This window comes from Geobacillus sp. CX412, assembly GCF_027942335.1.
GTDB classification, from domain to species: Bacteria; Bacillota; Bacilli; order Bacillales; family Anoxybacillaceae; genus Parageobacillus_B; species Parageobacillus_B toebii.
In genome coordinates, this window is sequence record NZ_CP103461.1 from 2769651 (window position 1) to 2795815 (window position 26165).

Consider the following 26165-nt stretch of genomic DNA (forward strand, 5'->3'; position numbering starts at 1 on the left):
TGGGGAAAGAGTTGTTTTCTTTCCCCAATTCTCTATTTGTGGCTTACCGTCATATATGTTGACAATTCTTCTGCGGTTACCGGACGATACAATGCATATCCTTGTGCGTGATGGCAATGCAGCATTTTTAACAATTCCAGCTGCTCGACCGTTTCCACCCCTTCGGCTACTGTTTTTAGCCCTAATCCGTGCCCCATCGTAATAATTGCCTTTACGATCGCGATATCCGAAGAATTTGTATGCATTTGCTCAACAAATGAACGATCAATTTTTAATATGTTTACTGGTAAATTTTTTAAATAACTAAAAGAAGCGTATCCACTTCCAAAATCATCAATAGCAATACCGACACCGAGCTGCTGTAATTCTTTCATTACTTGAATACTGTAATGAAGATTACGAAGCATAGAGTTCTCCGTTAATTCTAAATGTAAGCAATTTGGGGAGAGCTGCGATTGCTCTAGCGCCTGTTTTACATCATCAATAAAGCCTTCATGCTGAAATTGTCTCGCCGACACATTCACAGAAACGAAGAGTTGTTGATTCCATAATTGCTGCCATTTTTTTGTTTGTTTGCAAGCCGTTACTAATACCCATCTTCCAATTTCATGAATGAGCCCCGTCTCTTCTGCTAGTGAAATAAATTCATTCGGTCTAACAAGTCCTAGCTTCGGATGGCGCCAACGAATTAACGCTTCGTTGCCGACAATAACACCTTTATGTATATCAATAATCGGCTGATAGCATAGAAAAAATTCTTGATTTTCCAGTGCTTTTCGCAAATATCTCTCCATCTCTAAACGGTATAACGTTTCTTCATTCATTTTTGCAGAATAAAATTGTATTCGATTTCCTCCACTCTGTTTTGCTCTATTTAGGGCGATATCAGCATTTTTGAGCAATGAATGTTTATCCATACCATCGTTTGGATAGAAGCTGATTCCAATACTTATAGTGATAAAAAATTCTTTGTTTTCATATACAATCGGCTTCATCACTTCTTTTGAAATGTGCGCTGCTGTTTTAAACACTCCTTCTGAATCGGTGCGCTCTGTTAAAAGTAAACAAAACTTATCCCCATGAAACCTTCCTAAATACGCTCCAGCTGGCAAAACATGCTGAATGCGCTGAACGACTTGTTTTAAAATTTCATCTCCCGCATAATGCCCTATACTATCGTTAACTAGCTTAAAACGGTCTAAATCGATGAATACGACTGCTAGCTTCCTATTTTTTTGCTTCGCCTTTTCTAACTGTTCATCGATGATTTCCATAAACTTTGTCCGGTTTGGAAGATGGGTATCCGGGTCATAATACGCTAAATATGAAATTTTTTCTTCCGCTTTTTTTTGTTCGGTAATATCTCTTCCAATCCCGTAAATGCCTACTTTTTTCCCATCAACGATAATTGGAACGTTTTTAATTTGGAATAATAATGTTTCCCCTGATTTTGTAGGAATCTCCAAATTATAATATTGAATTTTTCCACGCAAAGCTCGATAAAAATGTCTGCTAACACGAGGTACATCATTCGGATGCATGTATTTTAAAGCGTTCGTATGTAAAATTTCCTCTTTTGTGTAACCTAGAATTTTCTCGAAAGCGGGATTCACGTTCGTAAAATTCCCATGTAAATCAGTAGAATATACAATATCTGTATTATGTTCAAAAAGTGATTGTGATATTTGTACATGAACGCGAAGCCTCTCCATTTCTCGAGAGGAGGTGGACATTAAATTCGCTAGCGTCATCACCCCTTGAAACATCTCAGGAATAGATAAAGAAACGGAAGCACTGCTATTCTCTCCGTTCTGATTTCCCTCCGATAACGCAAGCATGCTAAAAGTGGCTGAACGTATATCTCTATCCTTGATCACCAGTTCTACAAATATAAATGGCGTAAAAGTAGGAGCAACTTGCTCCAGCGTTGTCGTTATTTGCTCTAGCACTGGATATGCATAGCCTTGTACGGCGATGCTACGATAGAAAAAAATCGCTTCCGTGTATTTTTTCGTCAATTTGTTTAATTCATCGGATATAGTCCAAACCAATGACGTTAAATGAACGTAGCTAAACTTAACCTTCTCCCCTTGATGGACGTAACCGTTTAGTTCAATAGAACCATCCTCATTTACTTTAACGATGGATAAACATTCTTTATGGCCATTTTTCTCAATAATGAACGGAAATTCCGCTCCTGAAAAAGGCAATCGATCGATAAATTCCTTTCCTAAATAACGTTGCAGCAATTTTATTGCTTTTTTTCCATCAAGCTCGTATAACTTATTTCCGCTGCATTTCGTTATTCGAAAAGCAGTGCCAACTGGTTCCCATAAAAACGGATGTGATGATTGAACACGAAAAGCAGAACCGTTAAAACTAATTGCCAGCATACCGCCAGTGACAAATCCTTCATGCGAAAACAAACGCTCTCCTTCATTAATTCGCCCGGCAATCACAACCGTTTTTTCATTTGCTAGTGGTATATGGCGAATAAGGGAATGAAGATTGCTATTCTGGTCAGTAAATAAAAGAAGAAGATTTGTTTCTTCCGTTATAAGCGTATCCGAAATATATGTTACAAGCTCAAGTTCATTTGCAAATTCTTCGTATGATAATAAAACAGAGTGAACGCTAACTTTTTCGAACACAGTAAAACATATAAAAAATTTGTCATCGAAACCAAAATGTTCGCCGTATGTGACGCCAAATAGCTGCGCTTGTGGAAGATAACGCTGAAGCAACCCAATCATTTTCCGAAGTTCAAGCTGATCGACTTTATTGGCTGCAACTTGTACAAAAATATGTTCATATTGGGCAAGGTGGTGCTGTGCGATAAAGTCATACAATTCTTCTGTATTATGACAATGTAGACGGTACATGTTCATTCATTTTCACCACTCTTATGCGAATATTTAGAAAATTTACAAAAACCCTCTCTCTACTAACATATCATATTTTTTCTATCAGAAAAAGCGGCAACTCCACATGGAATTGCCGCTTATTTCAAAAGAGATCAAACCCCAGCGGTAACATGAATCCTAAAAATAGAACGAGCACGAATGCGACGATCCATTGAATCCATGCAACATTCGTATTTTTTCCTTTTTTCATGCCGCTTAAAACCATCTCCATTGCCCCGATTAACCATAGGCCAACAATAGCTTTGATGATGTATAATATGGAAATCGAAGCAATGCTATGTAATAAAAGCCCCCCTGTTATCACGGTGAAGATGTAAAACAAACGAAGTGCCATTTGTACAATTTTTGCTTTCGAAGCCCCCGAGCGTTGCAATGAAACGGCGATAAAAAACAATATAACGGTGATTAACCAACTTGTAATATGTGCATGTGTCATGCCATTTCCTCCTTTTTCACATATTCATCCCCATCATAGCATGCATCAATCAGAAAAAACAAACTTTATATAAAAACTATTTATCTCCCCTGCTCTAGGAGGAAAGTCAACAGGTTCCTGTGTGCTACAGAGCTTCTGCCTTCGCATAAACACTCGCTCTAATTCCACAAGACTTTCATGAGCAAGGAATCCCTCCGCTCTCCCGGTTTAAGACTCTTTTCATCATTTACATCGTTTAACATCCCTTTTTTTGTTATAATAAAAAATAGCGCAAAAATTCCATAAATCACTAGGGAGGAACACGCATGAGCAAAACCACTGAAATTATCCGCTTAACAGAGCAATACGGCGCGAACAACTATCATCCGCTTCCGGTTGTTCTTACTAAAGGAGAAGGGGTATGGGTAGAAGACCCGGAAGGCAATCGTTATATGGATATGTTAAGCGCTTACTCAGCCGTCAACCAAGGGCATCGCCACCCGAAAATTATTCAAGCACTAAAAGAGCAAGCAGATCGCATCACATTAACTTCGCGAGCGTTCCATAATGATCAGCTAGGCCCTTGGTATGAAAAAGTCGCGAAATTAACCGGTAAAGACATGGTTTTACCGATGAATACAGGTGCAGAAGCGGTAGAAACCGCTTTTAAAGCGGCGCGGCGCTGGGCGTACGACGTTAAAGGCGTAGAAAAAGATAAAGCGGAAATTATCGTTTGTGAAAACAATTTCCATGGCCGAACGATGGCAGCGGTATCAATGTCCTCTAGCGAAGAGTATAAACGCGGTTTCGGACCGATGCTCCCAGGCATTAAAATCATCCCATACGGCGATGTGGAAGCATTAAAGAAAGCGATTACACCAAATACGGCAGCTTTTATTTTTGAGCCGATTCAAGGCGAAGCAGGGATTAATATCCCGCCGGAAGGCTTTTTGAAAGAAGCGTATAATGTATGTAAAGAAAACAATGTTCTTTATATTGCGGATGAAATTCAATCTGGCCTCGGCCGTTCTGGAAAAATGTTTGCTTGCGACTGGGAAAATGTCGTTCCAGATATGTACATCCTCGGTAAAGCATTAGGAGGCGGCGTATTCCCTATCTCTTGCGTAGCAGCAAACCGCGACATTCTCGGCGTGTTTAATCCTGGCTCCCACGGCTCCACATTTGGCGGAAACCCACTTGCATGCGCGGTATCCATCGCGGCGCTTGATGTCATTATCGAAGAAAAATTGCCGGAACGTTCGTTGGAATTAGGGAACTATTTCATCGAAAAACTGCGTGAAATTCAACATCCAGACATTAAAGAAGTGCGCGGAAGAGGACTGTTTATTGGTGTGGAACTTCATACTTCCGCCCGTCCATATTGTGAAAAATTAAAACAAGAAGGGCTGTTGTGCAAAGAAACGCACGATACCGTTATTCGTTTTGCTCCACCGCTCGTTATTACAAAAGAAGAATTGGATTGGGCAATAGAGCGGGTGAAAAAAGTGTTTGCTGGGGTATAACAGTGAAACGGGGCTGGTGAATAGAAACGCCCCGTTTTTTCTTACTCTCCAATTTTATTTCTTAACGTTCCGATTCCTTCGATCGTAATTTCCACAACATCTCCTGCTTGTAAAAAGCGCGGCGGCTTCATTCCTTTTCCGACTCCCGCCGGCGTTCCGGTAGCGATAATGTCTCCTGGTTCCAGCGTGATTCCGCGAGAAATGGTTTCAATAATCGTTTCGACGTTAAAAATAAATTGCTCTGTGCTCGCTTTTTGTCTTATTTCTCCATTCACTTTCGTCTCTATTTGCAGCTTATTTGGATTTTCAATAAGTGATTGATGGACAATCCATGGTCCCATTGGACAGAATGTATCCAAACTTTTTCCAAGCAAATATTGTTGATGCCGTTCCTGCAAATCACGTGCCGTAATATCATTGATAATGGTATAACCAAATACATAATCAAGTGCCTCTTCTTTGCGAATCGCCTTTCCGCGTTTGCCGATCACAACAGCAAGTTCTCCTTCGTAATCCAATTGGTCTGTCACATCAGCATGGCGCAAGACAGTTTCCTCATGTCCAATCACCGTTGTCGGCACTTTGGAAAATACAATGAGGTGCTGTGGGATATCCAACTTCCCTCCTAGTTCGATGGCATGATCTGCGTAGTTTTTTCCAATGCAAAAAATATTTTTAGATGGGCGCGGAATCGGTGCCAGCAAACGAACGTCGTGTAAATCATACATATATTGTGTAGACGGGTTTTCTTTTACCCATGCTGCAATTTCATTTACTCTATTAAGAAACTCATCTCCTAACGCGATACACTCCAACAATGACGACGGAAGCGTCATGCGCTTTTGCATCGCCTGCTCGGCAAGGTGTAAATGAACGACCTTCTCACTCTCCTCGACTATACCGACAAATATTTTATTATTACGCTGTGCTGTAACAAATCTCACCGTAAAATCTCCTTTCTATTTGAATTAATATGTACTTGTTTACAAAAAACCTACTATTTGTTTAATTTTGTCTAAATTAGTAAAATTACTACTTATTTTAGCGAAAACCTTTCTTTTTTCGTCGCTATATGTATAATAATGTTTAGCTTCTTTTCTTCCATTCACATTCATGGCTTTCGTCGTGGGTAAAAAGAATTGATCATGGCGCTTAAGTAGTTTTTTCTTAAAAGCTTCATTACAAAAATGAATCGAAAAACATGATCTTAGTGACGGTGAATGCAATGGTGATTTTAATTGAGGAAAAGCGGCAACAAATGATCGAATTAGCATTGACGTATGGATTTACCGCCAAAGAAACGATCGAGTGCAGTCAAGAACTAGATGAACTGATTAATCGTTATTTGCGGGAAACAGCAACGATCGAACATTCTTTCTTACCTGTCCCTCCTCAGTAATGATTGTGAAGGGGGACTTTTTTATTTGCGAAAGGGTTGTCTTTTCCCATAAGTTACAGACCGCCATATCCATTCGAGCGGACCGATCCGAAAAAACTGAAACCATTTTTGGCTTCCTATTAGTTGTACACCATAAATAAGAAATACGAGCATACTTCCGAAAAACATGCCGATATGTCCATACCATCCAAATCCATAACTATAAAACAACAGTGTACAACATACTGATTGCAACAAATAGTTAGTGAGCGACATCTTTCCGATATGATGGAAAATGATTAGTTTTCGCCGCCATTTTTCCTTTTGAAATAATAGAATAATAGCTGTGCCATAAAAACATGCTAGCGCTGTTCCTCCAAATATATTTTGAATATACTCGGTGAAATAATTTTTCACCGTAAAGTATGGCAACAGCTTTAGAAATATTCCTAATAGAAGTGACCATAATGCAATTTTTTTAATTACGGAAATGTAACGTTCTGCTTCCTCCACCCATCGTTTTTGTGCAACATATCCCCCGAACAAACAAAGAGGCAACACCGTAAGAACCGTAAATAATAATCCTCCTGAACCATTGGCGTACATCCAGTCATTCCAGCGTTGCCAAAAAATATCGGACATAGACCCGCTTTGATAATTGCGCATCGCTTCCATCGCCAGCTGGATGCTGCCATTTCCTGTTTCTTTTGTTCCTTCTAAAAACATAAGCATTCCAAATAACAGCGCCATAAATAAGTGAGGAATCAAAAAGCAAACGAACGCTCCAATCATCCATGTGCGCGGCCGTGCTTGAGAAAACAGAAGCAATATTCCTCCAGCGATGGCGTATGAAATTAAAATATCGCCAAACCAAATCAAAAAAGCATGAACAATCCCGAACATAAGCAGCATAGCCAGCCGGCGTAAAAATGTTTGAATAAATGGAAGCTGTTTTTTACGCAGCCGATCACGAAACAGTATCATGCTAAAGCCAAATAAAAATGAAAATAACGGATAAAAACTTGCCTCGCAAAAAACGTCAATGGCCGCCATGGTCCAATCATCGAGCCGGCTATTTGTCTTCATGTTTCCATACATAACCGGTGATGAAAAATGAGGCATGTTCGCCATCAAAATTCCTAATAGGGCAAAGCCGCGCAGTACATCAATGACCAAGATCCGCTCGTGATTTGCCTGTTTGTCCATTTTTTCTCCTTTCTTTTCACATCGACCGTTTGACAGAAAAAAGGCTCCGCATATGCGGACGCCATTTTTCTTTAATTAACATAACGGCCTGTTTTCCCAACAGAATCCCAATACTGTTTACGTAAATGCACTTTTTGAATTTTTCCTGATGCCGTTTTTGGCAATGCATCGACAAACGTTACACCAGTAATCGCCTTAAAATGCGCCAATTTTTCCCGTGAGAAGGCAATCAATTCCTCTTCCGTCACTTCATGACCAGGACGAACGACAACAAACGCGTGAGGCGTTTCTCCCCATTTTTCATGCGGCGCAGCGATTACTGCCGCTTCCAACACCGCCGGATGTTCATATAAAACGCCTTCTACTTCAATGGAAGAAATATTTTCCCCACCGCTAATAATAATATCTTTTTTCCGGTCGACAATGTCAATGTATCCATATTCATCTACTGTTCCCATATCACCAGTATATAACCAGCCATTGCGGATTGCCTCCATCGTTGCCTCTGGATTTTTCCAATACCCTTTCATCACATTGTTGCTTCTTATAATGACTTCACCGATCGTTTTTCCATCATGCGGCACTTCATCACCATACTCATTCACTACCTTTACTTCACAACCGATCATCGGATACCCCGCTTTTGCTTTCAGGCGATATTGTTTTTCCAACGGCAAATCACGCAAATGGGAGCGGATCGTGGAAATCGTGTTAAGCGGTGAAGACTCTGTCATGCCATACACTTGGATAAATTCCCAACCGAGATCTTGTTCCACGCGCGTGACAAATGATGGCGGCGGCGCAGAGCCTGCAATCACAACACGAACTGGATGGTCGATAACCGGCTTATGTTCGTCATAATATTGTAAAAGCATGTTTAATACCGTCGGCGCCATATGCATGACGCTAACCTTGTATGTTTGAATATAGTCAAAAATCACTTTTGGATCGACTTTCCGTAAACCGATTTGCGTCGCTCCGTTTGCTGTATAATAAAATGGCGCTCCCCATCCGTTCACATGAAACATCGGCAATATATGCAAATACGTATCTTGGTCGGAAACGCGGAGATGATGCATCGATATTAACGCGTGAAGATAATTATTACGGTGCGTTAACATGACACCTTTTGGATTTCCCGTCGTTCCGCTTGTGTATAAAAGGCTACATACATCGTTTTCGTCAATGTCCGGACGATCAAACGACGTGCTAGGATGCTGCGCTAACCATTCTTCGTAATCGATTTCATCTGTTTCTTCATTTTTTTGATGAACAATAATCGTCTTTACGGTCTGCAGTTTGTCCTTAATTGGTGCGATGAAATGATATAAATCTTGATCAACAAATAACACTTTGCTTTCACTATGATTTAAAATAAACAAATAATCCTCCGGCCTAAGGCGAGTGTTCAGCGGGACCATGATCGCTCCAAGCTGAAATACACCGTAAAATCCTTCTAACATTTCAAGCGTATTTGGCGCCAAATATGCGACCCGGTCTCCTTTTTCTACCCCCAATTGTTTTAGACCGTGAGAAAGTTGATTCACACGCTCATTTAATTGTTTGTATGTAAGCGTGCGACCAGAGCAAATCATTGCTGTTTTGTCTCCATACAGTGAAACGGCTCTATCCAAAAATTGTGTTAATACTAATGGTACGCTCATTATTCCATCCCCCGTAAAATATTTTAGAAAATTCACAATTATATTATACATAATTTTTTATTATTACACCATATCTTATAAAAAGAAAAAGATGGCCTTTTTTTAATCGTGACCATCTAATTGTTTCCACGCACTCCTGCATCTTTTATATCAGGGTCAAACGTATTTGTTACACTGCAAAATGTATTTGTCTGCAAAAAATCGCCTGTATTTGCTCCCCCCGCTCCTGAGTTCGTTTTCGCTGTACTTTTTGGAGCGATTTGCAGCACATCTCCCATATTTACTGTCCCGTTTCCGCTTACACTCGTCACTTTAACTCCCCCGATAATCGTCGCCGGCATATCCATTCTCCTTTTTATATTTTTATATATCATATGACAAAAAAATCGATTCGTCTGGACATCCATCGTGCGTTTAACTGTTTTGTCGCTTTTTCATACACTAACAGTAAGCATATAAAATAAGGAGGTAGAGCGCATGCCATCCTTTATTGGCGGCCCAATTAAAATTACTCACGTTAGTGGTGACGGAACGGTTAATTTTGGGGATGTGTTACAAATTGCACCAAAAAGTACACTTAAATCAAATACTGGTTCTGGCGGCAGCAATAATGGCGACTTTTTACAAACAAATACGTTCGTCAGCTTTACAAACACCAGCGATCCTGATATGAATGACTCCAATACTACCGCAAATAAATGAACCTCTCCCACCTTCATTCCATTTAAAGGTGGGAGACTTTTTGGGAAAAATCTTAAAACGCTCACGTTTTTGCCGCCGCGCCCATACATTATCATAAGAACAAGAGAAAGGTGCATGCGTTATGCCAGCATTTGTCGGAGTTGTTAAGTTAAACAGTATCGGAAGCAGCGGCGTGTTTCATATTGGAGACGTGTTTGCGATTTCGCCACACAGTGTTGCCAAAACATTTGCCGGTGCCGGTTCATTTAATACAGGAGATGGCTTGCATATTTATAACTATTACAGCAATACGAATATAAACGATGCGGACATCGCGGATGAAAATGTAGTAGCTAACGCCTAAAAGGGGGAGAACCAATGAATTTTTATATTAGCCAAAGTATATGCATTTATCAATTGAAAATAGGTTCTGTTATGAACTCATCCGTACTGCAAATCGGCAGCGCTGGCAGCATCCAAGCGCTTTCTACACTAACAAACACAGGAGGATTCACGAAGCCTGCTCCACACGCTACCGCCATCGTTCCATTGGCAGGAGGAGCATCTAGCAGTCCTCTAGTCCCGCTTCATTCAGCAACTCGCTAAAAAAGCATGAAAATAGTGATGACAACAAAAGGCCGTCCATATATTGAAGTAAGAAGGGACTTTGGAGAGGATGATTTCAACATTATGTTCCTATATGACTATTTTGCGAAACTGCGGCGCTACTTGTCATGGCAAACAAAAAAAATACAATCGTTAGAACAGCGGCTTCTCCTCCTTGAAAAACAACTAATAGAACTTCAACAACAACCGCGTACAACCATTGAACGAATCGAATATAAATTTGACCAATTAAAAGTAGAAACATTGGAAGGGACATTAAATATTGGCATTACTCCCAACGGTGTTGGCAACACTATCGAAGATTTTGCCGTTCAACCTGAAAAAACAATAGTTCCAAAGCCGGAACCAGTCTTATTCCGCACCATTCAAGAAAAAGTTCATGCTTATTTAGAAAAGGAAGCAAAGGAAACGTTAAAGAAATTGGAAGAACAATATGCACTTCGTCTTGATGACACGTATCGACATTTTATTTTGCAAGACATCGCTCGACAAGTGGACGAACGAATCCATTTTTATTTACAGCAAAAAATGAATAACGGATACGTCCCTGCATCGGACAATGATAAATCGGTCGAAAACGAAATTTTTCAAAAAGTAAAGATAGATATTGAACAATCGCTTGACCTTTTTCTAAAACATTTACCAAAACAAGGGGAGAACAATGAACTATACAGTGATTAACCGCGATATCCATGTTGGCGATATTCACTTAACAGCTATAACAAGCTCCGCCATTTTTTTAGTTGGAGATGCAGATGTTATTAATCTCGCTTCCACTTTCGACACGCCGCCGGAATCGTTAATTATCGGTCCATTCGTCCCACTCGCTCCAAGAGGAGAATAATCATGAAACGAACATCGATGGTAGAATATTTTCATGGAGAAACAGTTGTTTATAGTTCTGTTTTACAAATCGGTGATTCACGGGAAATTACTTCGCGTTCTCGCGTTTTAGCGGTTCAACGACAATATGAATTATTTTTCGGGGGCGAAGGAGAAGAAATTTTTCCTATCTTTACAAGACCAATTCCCAAATTGCAGCCAAACAGCAATGATATTTTCATTCAAACCCTTCATCAATCTCCCGTTATTTCCGTTCGCTCCATTCGTATGTTAGCGGTTTCCACTTCTTCCGTTGTTCATATTGGATCGACTTCTACTGTTGATGCGGAAGCAAGAATTAAACATATTCGTCAGCTTGCTCCGGATTCTTCATTGCCTTCTATGACAAATACAGAAACCACTTCATCAATAACAAAGGATGAGAAATAATGCCTTCTGTCGTCGGACCCATTAAAATTAATACTGTCAGCAGTGGAGCAGTTGTGCAAATGGGGGATTGTCTTTATATCGCTCCAAAAGTAGCCACAAAAACAATGGCTGGTTCAGGAGGATTTAATACTGGGGATTTTATCATTACAAACAACGGCATCAGTTTAACAAACACGTTTGACTCCGATACGTTTGACAGCAATGTTGCTGCAAACAATTAGCAAAGCAGCCACTCCTTTTCAGGAAATGGCTGCTTTGCATTTTTATTAGTAAAAGTTACATGACTTCTAATCTAACTCTTGTTCCTCGCCCAGACGGTTCCGCCGGCTCAACAATAAGCCGCTTCGGCAGGCGGGAGCGAATTTCTTGCACATGACTGATTACCCCGACAGAAAGCCGCTGCGAATGAAGCTTTTCCAGTGCAGAAATAACCGTATCAAGAAGTTCCGCATCAAGCGTGCCAAACCCTTCGTCCAAGAAGAAAAACTGAAGCGGATATTCCCCACGCAATTGAATTTGTGCTGATAACGCCAATGCGAGCGATAATGATGTTAAAAACGTTTCTCCTCCTGATAATGTTGTCACTGGACGCTTTACCCCGCCATTGGCATCATCGCGAATGAGAAACCCTCCTTGTGAGTCGACTTCCAATGAATAGCGCTGTCTTGTCAACGAACTTAATCGCTCGGAAGCCATTCTTGTCACTTGAATGAGTTGTTCTTCCGCCATAAATTCGACAAAGCTGTTTCCCTTTAAAATCGACTGCAAATGTTTATAACGATCCATAAGAGCGGCTAACTCTTGTTGTTTTTTCTCTAATTCCGTAAACCGTTTATGTTTTTCCGTTAATTCTTCCACTTTGTTTTGCGCGGCACCCACTTGCTGCATGGCTTCATCTACTTGTTGTTTTATTTGTTCATATACAGTCTGCAATTGTTCCCATTGTTGTTGATCAATCATTTCCCCACCGATCGCTTCGGTCAGCTGCTGAAGACGATGCTGGGCATGTTGCACTTTCTGCCAATAATGTTTGATTTGCTGTTCCCACTCGAGGCGTAATTCTTCTGCCGCCTTTGCTTCTTTCACTTCGTTTTCATCGGCAAATGTTGTTTTTTTCAATTCATTAAGCCAACGCAATTTCGCTTCTTCGTACCGTTCTTTTCCTTCTTCCAACGACTGCTGTATCGCTTTTGCTTCCGTTTCTAGAGCTTGGTATTGTTTTTGTGCCTGCAGCCATCTTTGATATGCTTCTTCTTCTTCTTTTTTTAAGTAAAGCAGCTGTTTTTCCACTTGAAGAAGTTGCTCTTCTACTTGCTTTCCACCTGCTTTTTCCATTAACTGCTGTTTATAGTCATCTGCCAGTTGTTGTTTAGCCTTCCACAAGGAAACAAGGCGGACTTTTTCCGTTTCCAGCTCTCGCTGCTGTTGGGCTAATCGCTCTTTTTCATTTAATTTAGTTTCAAGAAACGGAATGCTGTCATCGATTCGTTTTTGCAATTGCCGAACGATTTCTTCATGTTTTCGCATTTGGTTGCGGAGCGCTTCGATCGTATCAAAGAAAAATCGGTATATTTTTCACGCCAGCTTGCTTCTAATTGATTGTATTCATTGAAACGATATTCCCGCTCCGTTTGTAATTCTTGTACATCTTTTTCTAGCAATCTTAATTCTTGCTCGATGGCTTGCTGTGACGATTCGGCATCACGCCACTTTTGCAGCGCCTGCTGAAGGGCTTCTTTTAATTGCAAACAATCTTGTTGAAGTGCTTTCACTTCCACGGCAATATCGATATCTTCTTCAACCTTTAATTTACTTACGTCGAATCGTTGGAACGTCCACTCATTTCCAATAAATTGCGCCAATTGTTCAAGCTGTGCTTTTAATGTGTGCAACACTTGCATATAAGTTTGTCCTTGTTTTACCTGCTGTTCCAATATAGCGATTTTCCCGCTGCTAACGTTATTGTGCTCATATACATACGGATTCGGATGTTCGCATGACCCGCAGACAGGACATGGTTCTCCTTGGCGAAGTTGTCTAGCAAGAATTGCTGCCATCTCTGCAGTTTTCGCCTGCTCCGCTTTTTCGCGTTCTTGCTCGAGCTGTTGTTCATACCGATACAACCGTTTTTCTAACTGCCATTGTCTCTCACAGACAGAATGATAGACTTTTTCTATTTTTTGGAACAAAACGTGCAATTTTTCTTTTGCCGTCTCTGCGCGCTGTCTTCTTTTTTCTCGTTCCTTATTGGCCTGCTGTTGCGCTTTTTGTTTTTGTGCCAGCCGTTGTTGAATATCTTGAAGCGCATCTGTTATTCTTTCAATTTGCTGTTTTTCATCGTATGCCCGCTCAACCACTTCCTTTTGCTCTATAGAAGCTGCATATTTTTGCAGCTCTGCCTTTAACATTTGTTGTTTTTCCAGCCCGCGTTCATACAACTTTGCTGCTTCCTGCCATTCGACAAGCTTTTTCCGTTCTTCTTCTTCTAGCAAATGAATTTGTTTCCTCATTTCGTTTAATTCTGTTTCTAACGCATGGATTTGAGCCGCTAACTGTTTTGCTTGGGTGAGCTGTTCTTTTTTTGCTAATAAATGAGGTTCGGAAGCGGCCTTTTCTTGCCGAATACGTTCATAACGATGCATCGCTTTTTCATAAAGTTCTTTAGCTTGTACGAGTTTTTTCTGTAATTCCTTTTGTTTCTCCTCTGCATTGATCACAAACCGGCGCGCTTCTTCATACTGTTCGAGATATGGCCACATTCGTTCCGCTTGTTCCGCGCGTTCTTTTCTATTCTCTAATAAGCGAATATGTGATTCTTCACTGGCAAGGCGCGCTAGTTCGGCTTCAAGTTCTTCTTTTTCCCTTTGCCATGCCCATAACTGTTTCGTTCGTTCCATCGTTGCTTCCATATCATGTAATTCTGCTTTTCGCTTTTGCAATAACTCTTGTAATGTTCCTAACTCTTGTTTCGCGCGTTCAAGCGCTTCTTCCGATGCATCTCCTAAACCTGTCTTCTCAGCGATCACTTCATTTAATTCATTAGAAATGGCAGCGAGTTTTTCTTTCAATTTTTTATTTAACTTGTCTCCATATGGTTCCAAATGAAAAAGGCGCTGTAGCATCTGCCGTCGTTCGGCGCCTTTCAATGATAAAAATTCGGCGAATTTCCCTTGCGGCAGCACGACGGCGCGCGTAAAATCTTTCATCGTTAAACCAAGCAATTGCTCTATCGCTTTATTGACTTCCGTCAACTTATCCGCCAACACAACGGTTTCTGCGCCAACTTCGATAAGCCGGCATATTCCGCTTTTTAACCGCCATTCATCGCTACGTTTAAAGCTGCGCTCTACCGTATATCGCTTCGTGCATGTGGCATTTTCTAATTCAAACGTAAAAGAAACGAACAGTTCATTTTCCGCATGATTCATAATTCCTTGCGTATGGTTTGGCGCACGTTCCACACTGCCAAATAACGCAAGTGTAATCGCGTCTAAAATCGTCGATTTCCCGCTTCCAGTTGGGCCGAAAATGCCAAAGACGCCACCTTCGCATAATGATTGAAAATCAATCGTTTGTTTCTCGCGAAAACTGTGCAAACCCGCTATCGTTAATGAAATCGGCTTCACTCTTCCGTCTCCCCCTCTTCTTCCTGTTCCGCCACCAGTTCTAAAAATAATCGGACAAGCTCGTCGTCCGCCTTGCCGCCGCCTGTCTGGCGCTCATAAAAACGGCGGAACATTTCTTCTAATGATAATTGCTCTTGCTTCCGATTCTCTATATGCTCTTCTTTTTCTGGAAAGACAGGACGGATATGCACAAAACCAGAATGAAGCTTGCGCAATCGATAAATTTCCTCCATGGATAACGGCTGTGAAAGGTGAATTTCCAAATCAATCCATGCAGATGGATCTTTTCCTTCTTCACACCAGCGATATACTTGGGCAATTCCTTCGGTTGCTTGCCACCTTACTAACGGTTTGCCAGAGGACAACGGTATTTCGGAAACTATCGCTTTTTCCCCTGGTTTTACATCGACAATCGTAACAGATTTAGCGTATCCCGCTTCAGAAAAGCTATATGCAAGCGGTGAACCAGAGTAACGCGCCGCCGTTTCAGCACGTTTTACATCTTGCGGCCGATGCAAATGGCCAAGCGCGACATATTGAGCTTGTTTTGGCAAACTAGTAGCAGCTACTGTGTAAGCACCACCGACTTCAATCGGCCGTTCCGAATCGGATGTACTTCCTCCCGCCACATAAATATGGCTCATTGCGATGTTTACCGTCTTTTCCGAAAACGAAGCGGACATCGCTGCAAATAGATGGCGAATGCGCTCGTCGTATCGGTCACGCAAAGAAATTTCGGAATGTTCTTTGGACAGCAATTCTGCTAAACGCGATTCAGAAGGATACGGGAGCGGAGCGAGCATCATCGTTTCATTTCGCGCTGGCACTTCAATGCGATAGACGGTCGTATCCGGCCACCCTAGCAAAAGGATGCCGTAATCGGCTACTAATTTCCTAGCAGCGCTAATCCGCTCCGGATGGTCATGGTTACCGGCAATAACAGCAACCGGACGTTTTCCTTTATCTGAAAGGCGGGCAAGACTTTCGTAAAACAATTGTTCAGCTGCTGCCGGCGGATTAACAGAATCAAACACATCTCCCGCCATTAACACGACATCAATTTTTTCTTTTTCCACGATGTCGACAAGCTCATCAATAAATTGTTCCTGTTCCGGCAGACGGCTTCTTCCTTCCAGCGTTCTTCCTAAATGCCAGTCGGCTGTATGTAAAATGCGCATACGCTTTCCGTTCCTTTCTTTCTAGAAAGTATTCGGAAAAGAGGAGATCCTCTTTTCCGTTTCTAGTTTCTATATGGAAATAAGATGTGAGCCATCAAATAAATATAAATAACATTCATCTACATTGATTTTCCAAATTTGTTCTACAGCGCGACGGTATAACTGCATTTGTGTTTTATAGCGGGATATTATCACCTGTTTTGCTTCATGCCAACCTCCTGCGAACCGATTAGTTACGGTGTCTGTTTTAAAGTCGATTAATACAAGTCCTTTTTCGTCAGCAAATAAACAATCAATGACGCCTTGAACAAGAACTTTTCTTTCTTCGCCAACACCATCTTCATATACTTCTTTTGCCGGCAGCGCCAAGCTAAACGGCACTTCACGATACACTTCGTCTGCGGCACGTAGGCGCTTGCCGATTTCTGTGTCGAAAAACGCAACAACGCTCGAAATATCGATCGCTTCCGCCTGTTCGTGTGTTAGCAGCTCCATTTGAACTAATTTGGCTATTTGTTCACGAACCGTCTCTTCCGTAATTGGTGCTGTCAAATCGACTTGCTGCATCACAATATGCATTGCCGTTCCTTTTTCTGCCGGTGTCAATGTTTTCTCTCTCATAAACATTGGACGCTCAAACAGCGGTGTGGAAAATGAATGAAGCGGCATTCGGTCGGCATTTTCCCCAAAAATTTCACGATGTCGTTTTAACTCAGATACCGTTTGCTTCGCACGGACAAGCATTTCTTTTTCATATGCGTATTCCCACGAAAGAAGGCGATCAACCTCTTCCTTCCATTCCCCCGCGTTCGGAACACGCTCTCCTCGTTTTAACGCGGTGATTATTTGCTCATCCATCTGCTCGGCTTCTTTATCCACGTCATACAATTGGCTCGCCGGAATGACTTCCATATGCCAAATAGACGGATGGGAAGCGATTTTCTCACATACATAGGACAAATCACCGAAGTTTCGCCCGTCACGATGGCGGATGAGCGCTCTTCCGATCCAATCTAAGTAACAACGCGCAGAAGCACGGACATCATCCGGCAAAAGCCACTCTTCTTCCATCGCAGTGCTTTTCCATTTTGCTACTTCTTTTTCCGCATCTTTCACCGCTGCGATTAAATATAGTTTCTCTTTTGCCCTTGTTAACGCAACATATAAAATTCGCATTTCTTCCGCTAAAAAATCGAGCCGTTTCTTCTGTTTTATCGCGATTTGCGGCAATGTCGGATAGCTGATGCGCAGCTTTGGATCTACAAATCTCGCCGCAAACCCGAGTTCTTTATCAAGCAAATACGATTCATATAAGTCTCGCGTATTAAACGGACGCGATAGCCCTGCAATAAAAACGATTGGAAATTCAAGCCCTTTGCTGCTATGAATCGTCATAATGCGAACAACATCTTCTTGTTCGCCAAGGGAGCGGGCCGCACCTAAATCATCTCCGCGATTTTGCAGGCGTTCAATAAACCGTAAAAAGCGAAACAATCCTCGAAATGACGTCGTTTCATATTGCCGAGCTCGGTCATAAAGCGCGCGCAAATTCGCTTGTCGTTGTTTCCCGCCAGGCAAACCACCGACAAAATCGTAAAATTGCGTATCCCGATATAGCTGCCAAATAATATCCGCCAACGAACGCTGACGCGCCATTGTCCGCCAATGTTTTAGCTGTTCGTAAAACAGGCGCAATTTTTGTTGCAACGCTGCTTCTTCTTTGTCATCCACCGTTTTAGTCAAAAATGACACCATTGCCTCATAAAACGTGCCTTTTTTCTCATGAATGCGAATAAGCGCTAATTCATTTTCATTCAAACCGACAATTGGAGAACGCAAAACCGACGCAAGCGGTATGTCTTGATATGGATTATCGATCACTTTTAATAGTGACAGCATGATAGATATTTCTGTCGCTTGGAAATATCCAGAAGATAGATCCGCATACACCGGAATACCTTGCGCGCGAAATTCTTCCATTATTTGCGGAGCGGCCGTCATGGAACGGAGAAGAATAACGATGTCTCGATACATGGCGCGACGCATTCGTTTTGCTTTGCGATCGTAAACGTGAAACGGCTCGGAGACGATTTCCTTTATTTTTTTTGCCATCATGCGCGCTTCTAGCTGTGCTGCTGCTAGATCATTCGTGTCAAACTCCCCGGTTTCTTCGTCGTCTTTGCTATTTCGGTCAATAATGATCAATTCCGGCACTGCCTGCTCATTGTCCGGATAGTCAACGGCGCCATATTTTAATTCCGCCGCTTCGTCATATTCCATCTCCCCGACTGTTTCGCTCATAATTTGTTTAAAAATAAAGTTCGTTCCATGCAAAATTTCCGCGCGGCTGCGAAAGTTATTGGATAAGTCAATTTTCATTCCCGATTGCTTACCGTCTGCCGTAAACCGTTTATATTTGCTTAAAAATAACATCGGCTCCGCCAAGCGAAAGCGATAAATTGATTGTTTTACGTCACCTACCATAAATAAATTTCCGGTATGTTCATTTCCTTTTGTCACAAGCCGCAATATCGCTTCTTGCACCATGTTCGTATCTTGATATTCGTCAACAAGCACTTCAACAAATTGAGCGCGATAATCCAAAGCAGCGTCAGACGGAAGCCATTGTCCGTCAGTTGAATCTGGATGACGCAAAATTTGCAAACAATAATGCTCCAAATCCGAAAAATCGACGATTCCTTTTTCACGCTTGCGTGCTTGAAACATTTCCGTAAATTGTTTTACTAACCGAACAATCGTTTCAACGACCGGTTTCATCTCCCGCATATGGCGAAGCCATGTAGTCGGGCGGAGAGAAAATACATTGTCCCGCAACGATTCCAATTTCTTTTTTGCTTGATCGCGCAATGATTTTGCTTCTTCCACGAGCTGCGGATCGTATTCGTCGCCGCGGCACGATTTTAAACGCGATAACGACAACGACTTCATCGCTTCATATAGCTCGTCCCATGAGCGGTCTAACAATGCTTCTAAATGGGCGATAAGCTGCAAATCATCGCGATAATTTTCAGCTCGCGGCAACGGCCCTCCAGGCAAATGAGCCAGTTGTAAAGCTCTTGCAATAAGGCGTTTTGCCGCTGCCAATTCCATCTCTACATATTTTCTTAAGTAAGAAATATACGGAAGCTGCGTTAATGGAGTATCCTCGTCTATGTCATACATCGCAACAAGCTGGTCAAGCCATCTATATGGTTCCGGATGCGACCGGGAAAATTCATAGATAGCCAAAATCATTTCTTGCAGCTCAGCGTCGCTCCGGTCCCCTGTATAACGGTCCACCACTTCGAAAAACAGCTCATTATCGGCTTTTCCGTACTCTTCTTCCAAGAGTTCTTCCATCACTTCTTCTTTCAGCAATTCCATTTCCGTATCATCAGCAATGCGAAATACGGGATCAATATCGATCAAATAGTAATATTTGCGAATAACGTCCAAACAAAAGGAGTGAATTGTTGAAATCGAAGCACGATTCAACAAACTAAGCTGTCTGCGCAAATGGAGCGAGTTTGGCTGTTTATCCAGCTCGCGTTCGATCGCCTCGGCAATTCTCGTTTTCATTTCGGCCGCAGAAGCGTTGGTAAACGTCACAACAAGAAGCCGGTCGACATCAATCGGGTCTTCTTTCGCCGTAATTTTTTGGATAATCCGTTCGACAAGCACCGCTGTTTTCCCTGATCCTGCCGCCGCTGCCACTAAAATGTCTTGGCCATCCGCAACAATAGCCTTCCATTGTTCATCCGTCCACTGACTTTCCTTCGGTTTCGGACGAAAAACGATATTCATTTCAGTCCTTCCCTTCTGAAAATTTTTGAACAATTTCGCGGTTTTCTTCCGGAACTAACAAGCGATAGCGATTATTTGAAAACGATTCATCAAACTGACAAACCGACTTAAATGCACAAAACTCGCAAGGCGTCTGTTCATTTAACTTGTATGGCGAAATGTCGACGATTCCGTCGACGATTTGAATGCCAATGGTTTGAAACAGCTGGCGGATATGTTGGCGAAGACGCGAAAAATCTTCTTCACTGACCACCGATGAGCTGGAATGAATAGCGCCTTTTTTCGTAATTTGGGCTGGAACGATTAACGACCATTTTCCTTCCTCCATTTGCGTGTCCATCAAGCGGATTGCTTCCACATCCCCGAGCAAAAGCCCGCGCATTTTAAATTGTTCCAACAGTTTTCGTTCCACTTCTTTTTCATCATAAAGGAGCTGATCGCTTTTAATAATTGGATTGTGCACATGGAAATAAAGAATCCCGGCCGGAAAAGCTTCCTTGCCGACTAGCTGTTCTGCATAAGTGAGCACAATGTCCAAGTAAGTGAGCATTTGCAGCGCAAGGCCGTAATATATTTCCGTTAAATTCAGCGTTTTGGCGCTAGATTTATAGTCAATGACGCGCAATAGCACTCCCCTTGAACTTTCCGCTTTATCAACGCGGTCAATTCGTCCGACAAGCTCCATCACCGTACCGTCCGGAAGCCGGAACGTAAGCGGTGGAAGCACGCCATTTGGTCCAAACTCCAACTCAAGGCCAATCGGCACAAAACTGCTTGCTTTCGCGTGCTCGCTTAATACATTCGTTGTCCGCGCAATAACGTTTTGCAGCTTTCGTTTCATATAATAGTAGCGATTGGAACTAAGCAATATTTGCTGCTGAATGAGCGGTGCGATTTGTTCCACCGCTTCCATTGACAGCTGCTCACACTGCTGTTTGGACAAATGGCGCCAATCAATTTTTGCTTCGCGAAGGCGGTCGGAAATAATTTTCAGCGCAGAGTGAAATAGTTGTCCAATGTCAGGAGCATCGAGCCGAAAAACAGCCCGTTCCTTTAACCGTAAGCCATGGGAAACAAAATGGGAAAACGGGCATTTTTGAAATTGCTCCATGCGCGATACGCTCGCCTGAATTTTTTTGCCGTACAATCGCTTGCTAATTTCTTTTTTCAACGGCGTTGCCTCATTCGTATAAAATACCCCTGCAATCGCTTTGCGCGCGTGACTTCTCCATTGTTGATCACTTACGTAAAAGTTATATACATCCCACCAAAGCGGCGCAATCGAGTAATTCCGTTTCCATGCTTGCAGTTGTGTTACAAGATATGTTAACGTCGCACGCGGAACAGTGACAAATTCATGTTGTTCCGCAAACGGCGCATCAAGCGGATCATTTCCGCAGACACGCTTTTGCAAATTCGGGAATAAATCAGTAAGATGCTTAATAATGATCGAAGGAGAGAGCGCTTTTCCTTCTTCATTTGCCAGCGGATAGGTCACATATAGACGCTCGCTTGGACTCGTTAATGCTAAATAAATGAAAAACGGTTCATAAAATAATTGTTCTCTTCCTCCTGGAGCAACTCTCGTTCCAAACTGCTGTAAAAGTTCCCGTTCCGTTTCCGCCAGCAATCCGTCTTCTTTTGCTTTCGCCGGAATGATACCTTCATTTACGCCAATAATAAACGCGCATTTTACATCAATAAGACGAGAACGATCTAATTGGGCAATAATCACTTGGTCCATCGCGGGTGGAACAAGCGAAAATTCGAGACGGTCAAGCCCTGTTTCGATGATTTTCGCAAACTCTGCTACCGGTATCGATTCATCTCCTAACATTTCTACATATTGGTTTAATAAATCAATCACCGCATTCCATACTTGCTCATGCTGTCTTGCTTCCATCAACCTGCCTTGTTCTTCCGCTTCTTTGCTCATTTTTTCTAGTTTTCTAGGAATTTGTAATTCTTCTAAGAATAAATAAATCGCTTCACAAAGGCTTTTTCCATCTTTCGCTCTACGCATTCGGCGCTCTAGCTTAGAGAGCGGAGCTGCAATTATATCACGCCATTCGTTTAACTTTTCTTCGTATTGCTTTTCCTCATCTGTTTGCGGGATGGATAATCCTTCTAATGCCTGGTAGCGGCGGTATGTCCAACGTTCACCATTTGTCCATTTTTCTCCTTTAATTCCATATGCGAGAACATAATTTTCTAGCTGGTCCATCGCTTCTCGCAACGCAACGATATCTTCTTCCACTGGAAATAATAAATCGGTTTTAATGGCGCGAAATACCGATTCATAACGCCAGCGCGATGTAATAATTTCCATGCTGGCCCGCAGCAATTCAATAAGCGGGTGATGATGCATCGGCTCTTTTTCATCCATAAAATAAGGAATATGAAAATCATAAAAAATGTTTTTCACTAAATCGCGATAATCTTCCGTATTGCGAACAATCAAAGCAATATCACGATAACGATATCCTTTGTCACGCACAAGATGAACGATTTCTCGAGCAATCGCTTCGATTTCCGTGCGGCGGTTTGCCGCTTCATACACATTAACCGCCTCTGTCTCTTCTGAATAGACAACCGCGGGGCGCTCATGATAATACGCTTCAAGATGAGCAAGCGCTTTTTCTTGATGGCGCATATTTCTATCTAAAATCATGGTTTCTTCGATGGCAACATCATTTAAGAGCGCCATTTGGCGAATATCATGATAAGTTTTTGCCGTTAAATAAAATAAATGCAATTCATTTGGCAATCGGTCATCGTAAGGCGCATCTACTGTTAATGCCACAGTAACACGTTTACAATGAATAAGCAGCTGTTCAAGCACCATATACTCCTGTGGTGTAAATTGGTGAAACCCATCAATATAGATTTCTGCATTACGCAAATAGCGGGATTGCGGGATTTTTTCGGAAAGCAACCGCAAATAATCCTCCGAATCTATGTAATGGTTCAATAAACTTCTCTCCAGTTCCTCATAAATGATGGATATATCGTTTAATTTATCGGCTAACACCTTTTCAGCCGGCTTTTTTCCTTGTTCCGTCAGCGCTTTTACATGTTCGCGAAGATGCTGTGGAGTAACACAATAACGTTTACATTCTGTAATCATGTCGTGAAGCTGTTTGATAAAGCCTGTTTTATCAACGGCGCGGCCAAATAATTTCAATTGTTGTTTCTTTTGTTCGACAATTTTTCGAATCATCATCTGCATTCCGATATCATTCACATGGTATCGACTCATTCCGCCAGTTTCCTGCAAAATACGCCATGCTAACCGTGTAAAGCTAAAAACTTGCGCCCGGATCATTCCGCCTAATCCTGGTGTATGTATTAACGCATATTCTGATTGAAACGTCATTTGCTCTGGAACAAGATAAATAATCGGATTCCCTTTTGGCTCTTCTTTTAATTTACGACGAATTTCATTTAAGCACGTTGTTGTTTTTCCACTTCCCGATCTTCCTAAAAGAAATCGAAGCGACATCGATATCACCTTCATTTTCTATTATTTCCTTCATTTTAGCACATATGTTCGTATTCTGGAAGAAAAAATAGTATTCACGAGCTATACCGCATCGATGAATACCTTTTACGCGAACTCCCCGCCACTTCACTTCGTTTGAACTCAAGCGATTTGAAGTTTTCGCCAAGCGATAAACTAAAAAACCGTTTTACACTTCCCCTCGTTCCAAAGGCGTCCGTTCTTCTATCATTTTATAGCCATGCGTTTACTGCCGCAAATAGAAATTCATTTCCACTCCAAACAAAATTTTTAAACTATATCAAAATCGGACAGAAAATTGTTGAACAGGCCAATAGCGCAAATCAACTTTTCCTACTACTTGACTTATTTTCACGAATCCGAAATGCCGGCTGTCCCAGCTGCTTAACCGGTTATCGCCAAGGACAAAAATATATCCTTCCGGCACTCTCTTTTTCCCTGTAAGTTCTTCCAGCGTAAAATCTCCCGTCAACTTTCCGCCAATCAATTTTTGTTTATACGGTTGTAAATACGGTTCATTGGTTTTTTTTCCGTTAATATATAGCACATCATTTTTATATTCAATTTGATCACCAGGCAGTCCGATCACGCGTTTTACGTAATCTTCCTTTTCGTTCGCATGAAAGACGACAACATCAAACCGATGAATATCGCCAATTTGATAACTTAGTTTATTTACAATCAACAAATTTCCTTCTTGCAATGTCGGCATCATCGATTTCCCCTCCACCATATAGTTGGTGAAGCAAAGAAACCGTAATACCAAAATAAAAGTGAGTGCACCTCCGAAAAGAAATGACCTGCGCCACCGCCGTCTCTTCTCCCCCATGTTCCAATCGCCACCTGCCATTATCCATCTCCCTCATTATACCGTTTTTCAGTTATCGAAAACTTCGCTTCCACTTTCTTTCCAGCATACCATAACATTGCGATAACAACCGCTATCGCGACTGTACGCAACGGCTGTTTCACAAGCGCGGCAATATCATATCCAATAAAACTAATTGTAAAAATCATTACCATCTTTCCCAATAATACGGCTAAAATAAATTGCTGCTGGCTTATCCGCGACAACCCTGCAACAACATTGACGACCGCTGATGGAGTAAACGGAAAACAATATATTAAAAACACTGGGCCAAAACCATGACGCTCAATCCAGTGCATAAACTGCCTGACTTTTCGATGGCGGCTTACAAAACGAAAAAAACGCTTTTGTCCAATTTTTCGTGTAAGCCAAAAAACGAGAATGGAACCGAGACAGGCGCCGATCCACGAAATAAGGAAACCTTTCCACAAACCAAATGCTGCCGCATTTGCCATAACGAAAACAAACATTGGTAAAACAGGAAAAAACGATTCCAACAACGTTGCTGCAATTCCTGGGAACACTCCAAAGGAGCGATACTGCTCCAGCATGGATAGTGCGTTGTCAAGGGTAAACCATTGTTTGATTGCTTCGATGTCCATTTATACTCCCCATTCATATTATGCTATATATTTATTTTACACACTTCTAAGGGGAATTTGAACTAATCTTTATGGATATGAATGATCAAAACAATGGAAAATGATTAAATAGTAATAATAGTAATGAAAAAATAACAGCTGCAAGAGCCGTTTTTCTCCCACTTACTTGCGATGAAGAAAATCCGCTGAAGTGGGAGATTTTTCGGCTTTTTAAAAAACTATTGCTGCAACCACCCTTTAGAATGATTCATCCGAAACACATACTGCAGTTTACGTTCTCTTGCTTCCATTCGCTCTGTTAGTTTCGTTCTGAGCTGTGCCGTACGATAAAGTTGATTGACAAAAGAGTGGTAGGAAACATCAAGTAAAATACTTTTTTCGTTGGTAAAATAGACGATTGTTTGATCATTTTTTGTGGGCTCATATTTATATACGTGAATGTGTGATAGCCAAACACAGCGGGGATCACTAGGGGAAATCGTTGGGAAAACGTAAATTTCGTTGAGCGGTTCGATTGCGATCGGCGCTTTATGCGTAATGCCGATGACAGCTCGGGTGCCTTCTTTTCTGCCTCGAAAACTAGAACCATAATAGTCGCAGCTGCGTTTAATAATATCAATTGGCCTCATTTTAACAATATACTCGCCATCTTCTTCCACAACTTTTGCGTAGAAATTACCATGTAAGTGATGCGGTAAAACCGCCATGGTATAGCGGCTAATAATAAATTTATTCAGGACGATAAACTCATTTACTTTCATTACAAATTTCTCTCCTCTCTTATACATTGTACCTAATTCCATCATATCATTAATAGTTATATTTTTCTATATTTTCAAAAAATAATGAACAATTTTTATGATGAAAATCACGTTAA

General features: G+C 41.6%; 21 protein-coding genes and 1 pseudogene. 9 read left to right on the top strand and 13 right to left on the bottom strand.

Annotated elements, in window-relative coordinates:
• Window positions 1–32: 32 nt before the first annotated feature.
• The gene (locus NXM86_RS14440) at window positions 33–2888 is read right to left on the bottom strand and encodes an EAL domain-containing protein (RefSeq protein WP_171699034.1); all 2856 of its coding nucleotides are present in this window, start codon (window positions 2886–2888) and stop codon (window positions 33–35) included.
• Window positions 2889–3006: 118 nt separating this feature from the next.
• On the bottom strand, window positions 3007–3360 hold the full coding sequence (locus tag NXM86_RS14445) for a YisL family protein (protein ID WP_012749382.1): 354 nt from the start codon (window positions 3358–3360) through the stop codon (window positions 3007–3009).
• Between the two features lie 305 nt (window positions 3361–3665).
• On the opposite strand from NXM86_RS14445, the gene NXM86_RS14450 reads away from it, so the two are divergent.
• Window positions 3666–4862 carry an ornithine--oxo-acid transaminase gene (locus tag NXM86_RS14450; RefSeq protein WP_012749381.1) on the top strand — a complete coding sequence of 399 codons (1197 nt, stop codon included), beginning with the start codon at window positions 3666–3668 and terminating at the stop codon, window positions 4860–4862.
• Window positions 4863–4903: 41 nt separating this feature from the next.
• Here NXM86_RS14450 and NXM86_RS14455 read toward each other — a convergent pair whose 3' ends face one another.
• Entirely contained in the window at window positions 4904–5806 is a 903-nt protein-coding gene (locus tag NXM86_RS14455; protein WP_081188623.1) for a fumarylacetoacetate hydrolase family protein, read from the bottom strand.
• 257 nt (window positions 5807–6063) lie between these two features.
• Here NXM86_RS14455 and NXM86_RS14460 point away from each other — a divergent pair, with 257 nt between their 5' ends.
• On the top strand, window positions 6064–6261 hold the full coding sequence (locus NXM86_RS14460; protein WP_174525693.1) for an aspartyl-phosphate phosphatase Spo0E family protein: 198 nt from the start codon (window positions 6064–6066) through the stop codon (window positions 6259–6261).
• Window positions 6262–6282: 21 nt separating this feature from the next.
• On the opposite strand, the gene NXM86_RS14465 is transcribed toward NXM86_RS14460, so the two are convergent.
• From NXM86_RS14465 to NXM86_RS14475, 3 genes are all read right to left on the bottom strand, one after another.
• Window positions 6283–7446 carry a DUF418 domain-containing protein gene (locus tag NXM86_RS14465; RefSeq protein ID WP_375216708.1) on the bottom strand — a complete coding sequence of 388 codons (1164 nt, stop codon included), beginning with the start codon at window positions 7444–7446 and terminating at the stop codon, window positions 6283–6285.
• A gap of 71 nt (window positions 7447–7517) precedes the next feature.
• The gene (locus NXM86_RS14470) at window positions 7518–9110 is read right to left on the bottom strand and encodes a fatty acid--CoA ligase (RefSeq protein ID WP_012749377.1); all 1593 of its coding nucleotides are present in this window, start codon (window positions 9108–9110) and stop codon (window positions 7518–7520) included.
• 116 nt (window positions 9111–9226) lie between these two features.
• Window positions 9227–9451 carry a spore germination protein gene (locus NXM86_RS14475; protein ID WP_012749376.1) on the bottom strand — a complete coding sequence of 75 codons (225 nt, stop codon included), beginning with the start codon at window positions 9449–9451 and terminating at the stop codon, window positions 9227–9229.
• 136 nt (window positions 9452–9587) lie between these two features.
• Between NXM86_RS14475 and NXM86_RS14480 the strand changes: the two genes are divergently transcribed.
• The 7 genes from NXM86_RS14480 (at window position 9588) to NXM86_RS14510 (ending at window position 11911) form a co-directional block, all read left to right on the top strand.
• Window positions 9588–9812, top strand: a complete 225-nt coding sequence (locus NXM86_RS14480) for a spore germination protein (protein ID WP_171699226.1) — start codon at window positions 9588–9590, stop codon at window positions 9810–9812.
• A 121-nt stretch (window positions 9813–9933) separates the two neighbouring features.
• Window positions 9934–10155 carry a spore germination protein gene (locus NXM86_RS14485; RefSeq protein ID WP_062753867.1) on the top strand — a complete coding sequence of 74 codons (222 nt, stop codon included), beginning with the start codon at window positions 9934–9936 and terminating at the stop codon, window positions 10153–10155.
• A gap of 14 nt (window positions 10156–10169) precedes the next feature.
• Window positions 10170–10397, top strand: coding sequence for a spore germination protein GerPB (locus NXM86_RS14490; protein ID WP_012749373.1), 228 nt, complete (start codon window positions 10170–10172; stop codon window positions 10395–10397).
• Window positions 10398–10481: 84 nt separating this feature from the next.
• Window positions 10482–11099 carry a spore germination protein GerPC gene (locus NXM86_RS14495; RefSeq protein ID WP_498959045.1) on the top strand — a complete coding sequence of 206 codons (618 nt, stop codon included), beginning with the start codon at window positions 10482–10484 and terminating at the stop codon, window positions 11097–11099.
• Window positions 11080–11262 (top strand): spore germination protein GerPD, encoded by a 183-nt coding sequence (locus NXM86_RS14500; protein WP_012749371.1) that lies wholly within the window; start codon window positions 11080–11082, stop codon window positions 11260–11262. The genes NXM86_RS14495 and NXM86_RS14500 overlap by 20 nt, the downstream gene beginning before the upstream one ends.
• A 2-nt stretch (window positions 11263–11264) precedes the next feature.
• A complete protein-coding gene (locus NXM86_RS14505; protein ID WP_062677222.1) occupies window positions 11265–11690 on the top strand; it encodes a spore germination protein GerPE in 426 nt (141 codons plus the stop codon).
• Window positions 11690–11911, top strand: coding sequence for a spore germination protein (locus NXM86_RS14510; protein ID WP_012749369.1), 222 nt, complete (start codon window positions 11690–11692; stop codon window positions 11909–11911). The genes NXM86_RS14505 and NXM86_RS14510 overlap by 1 nt, the downstream gene beginning before the upstream one ends.
• A gap of 55 nt (window positions 11912–11966) precedes the next feature.
• Here the strand turns inward: NXM86_RS14510 and NXM86_RS14515 are convergent.
• The 7 genes and pseudogenes from NXM86_RS14515 to NXM86_RS14545 form a co-directional block, all read right to left on the bottom strand.
• A pseudogene (locus NXM86_RS14515) lies at window positions 11967–15316 on the bottom strand (SbcC/MukB-like Walker B domain-containing protein).
• Entirely contained in the window at window positions 15313–16494 is a 1182-nt protein-coding gene (locus tag NXM86_RS14520) for an exonuclease SbcCD subunit D (protein ID WP_374719487.1), read from the bottom strand. The pseudogene NXM86_RS14515 and the gene NXM86_RS14520 overlap by 4 nt, the downstream one beginning before the upstream one ends.
• Before the next feature lie 69 nt (window positions 16495–16563).
• Window positions 16564–20298, bottom strand: a complete 3735-nt coding sequence (addA, locus tag NXM86_RS14525; RefSeq protein ID WP_089096911.1) for a helicase-exonuclease AddAB subunit AddA — start codon at window positions 20296–20298, stop codon at window positions 16564–16566.
• 1 nt (window position 20299) lies between these two features.
• On the bottom strand, window positions 20300–23800 hold the full coding sequence (addB, locus tag NXM86_RS14530; protein WP_498958212.1) for a helicase-exonuclease AddAB subunit AddB: 3501 nt from the start codon (window positions 23798–23800) through the stop codon (window positions 20300–20302).
• Window positions 23801–24098: 298 nt separating this feature from the next.
• Window positions 24099–24647: a signal peptidase I gene (lepB, locus tag NXM86_RS14535; RefSeq protein ID WP_041269824.1), complete on the bottom strand. Its 549-nt coding sequence runs from the start codon at window positions 24645–24647 to the stop codon at window positions 24099–24101.
• Window positions 24648–24667: 20 nt separating this feature from the next.
• A complete protein-coding gene (locus tag NXM86_RS14540) occupies window positions 24668–25288 on the bottom strand; it encodes a TVP38/TMEM64 family protein (protein ID WP_012749363.1) in 621 nt (206 codons plus the stop codon).
• A gap of 218 nt (window positions 25289–25506) precedes the next feature.
• Window positions 25507–26049: a competence protein ComK gene (locus tag NXM86_RS14545; RefSeq protein ID WP_081188630.1), complete on the bottom strand. Its 543-nt coding sequence runs from the start codon at window positions 26047–26049 to the stop codon at window positions 25507–25509.
• Window positions 26050–26165 lie beyond the last annotated feature (116 nt).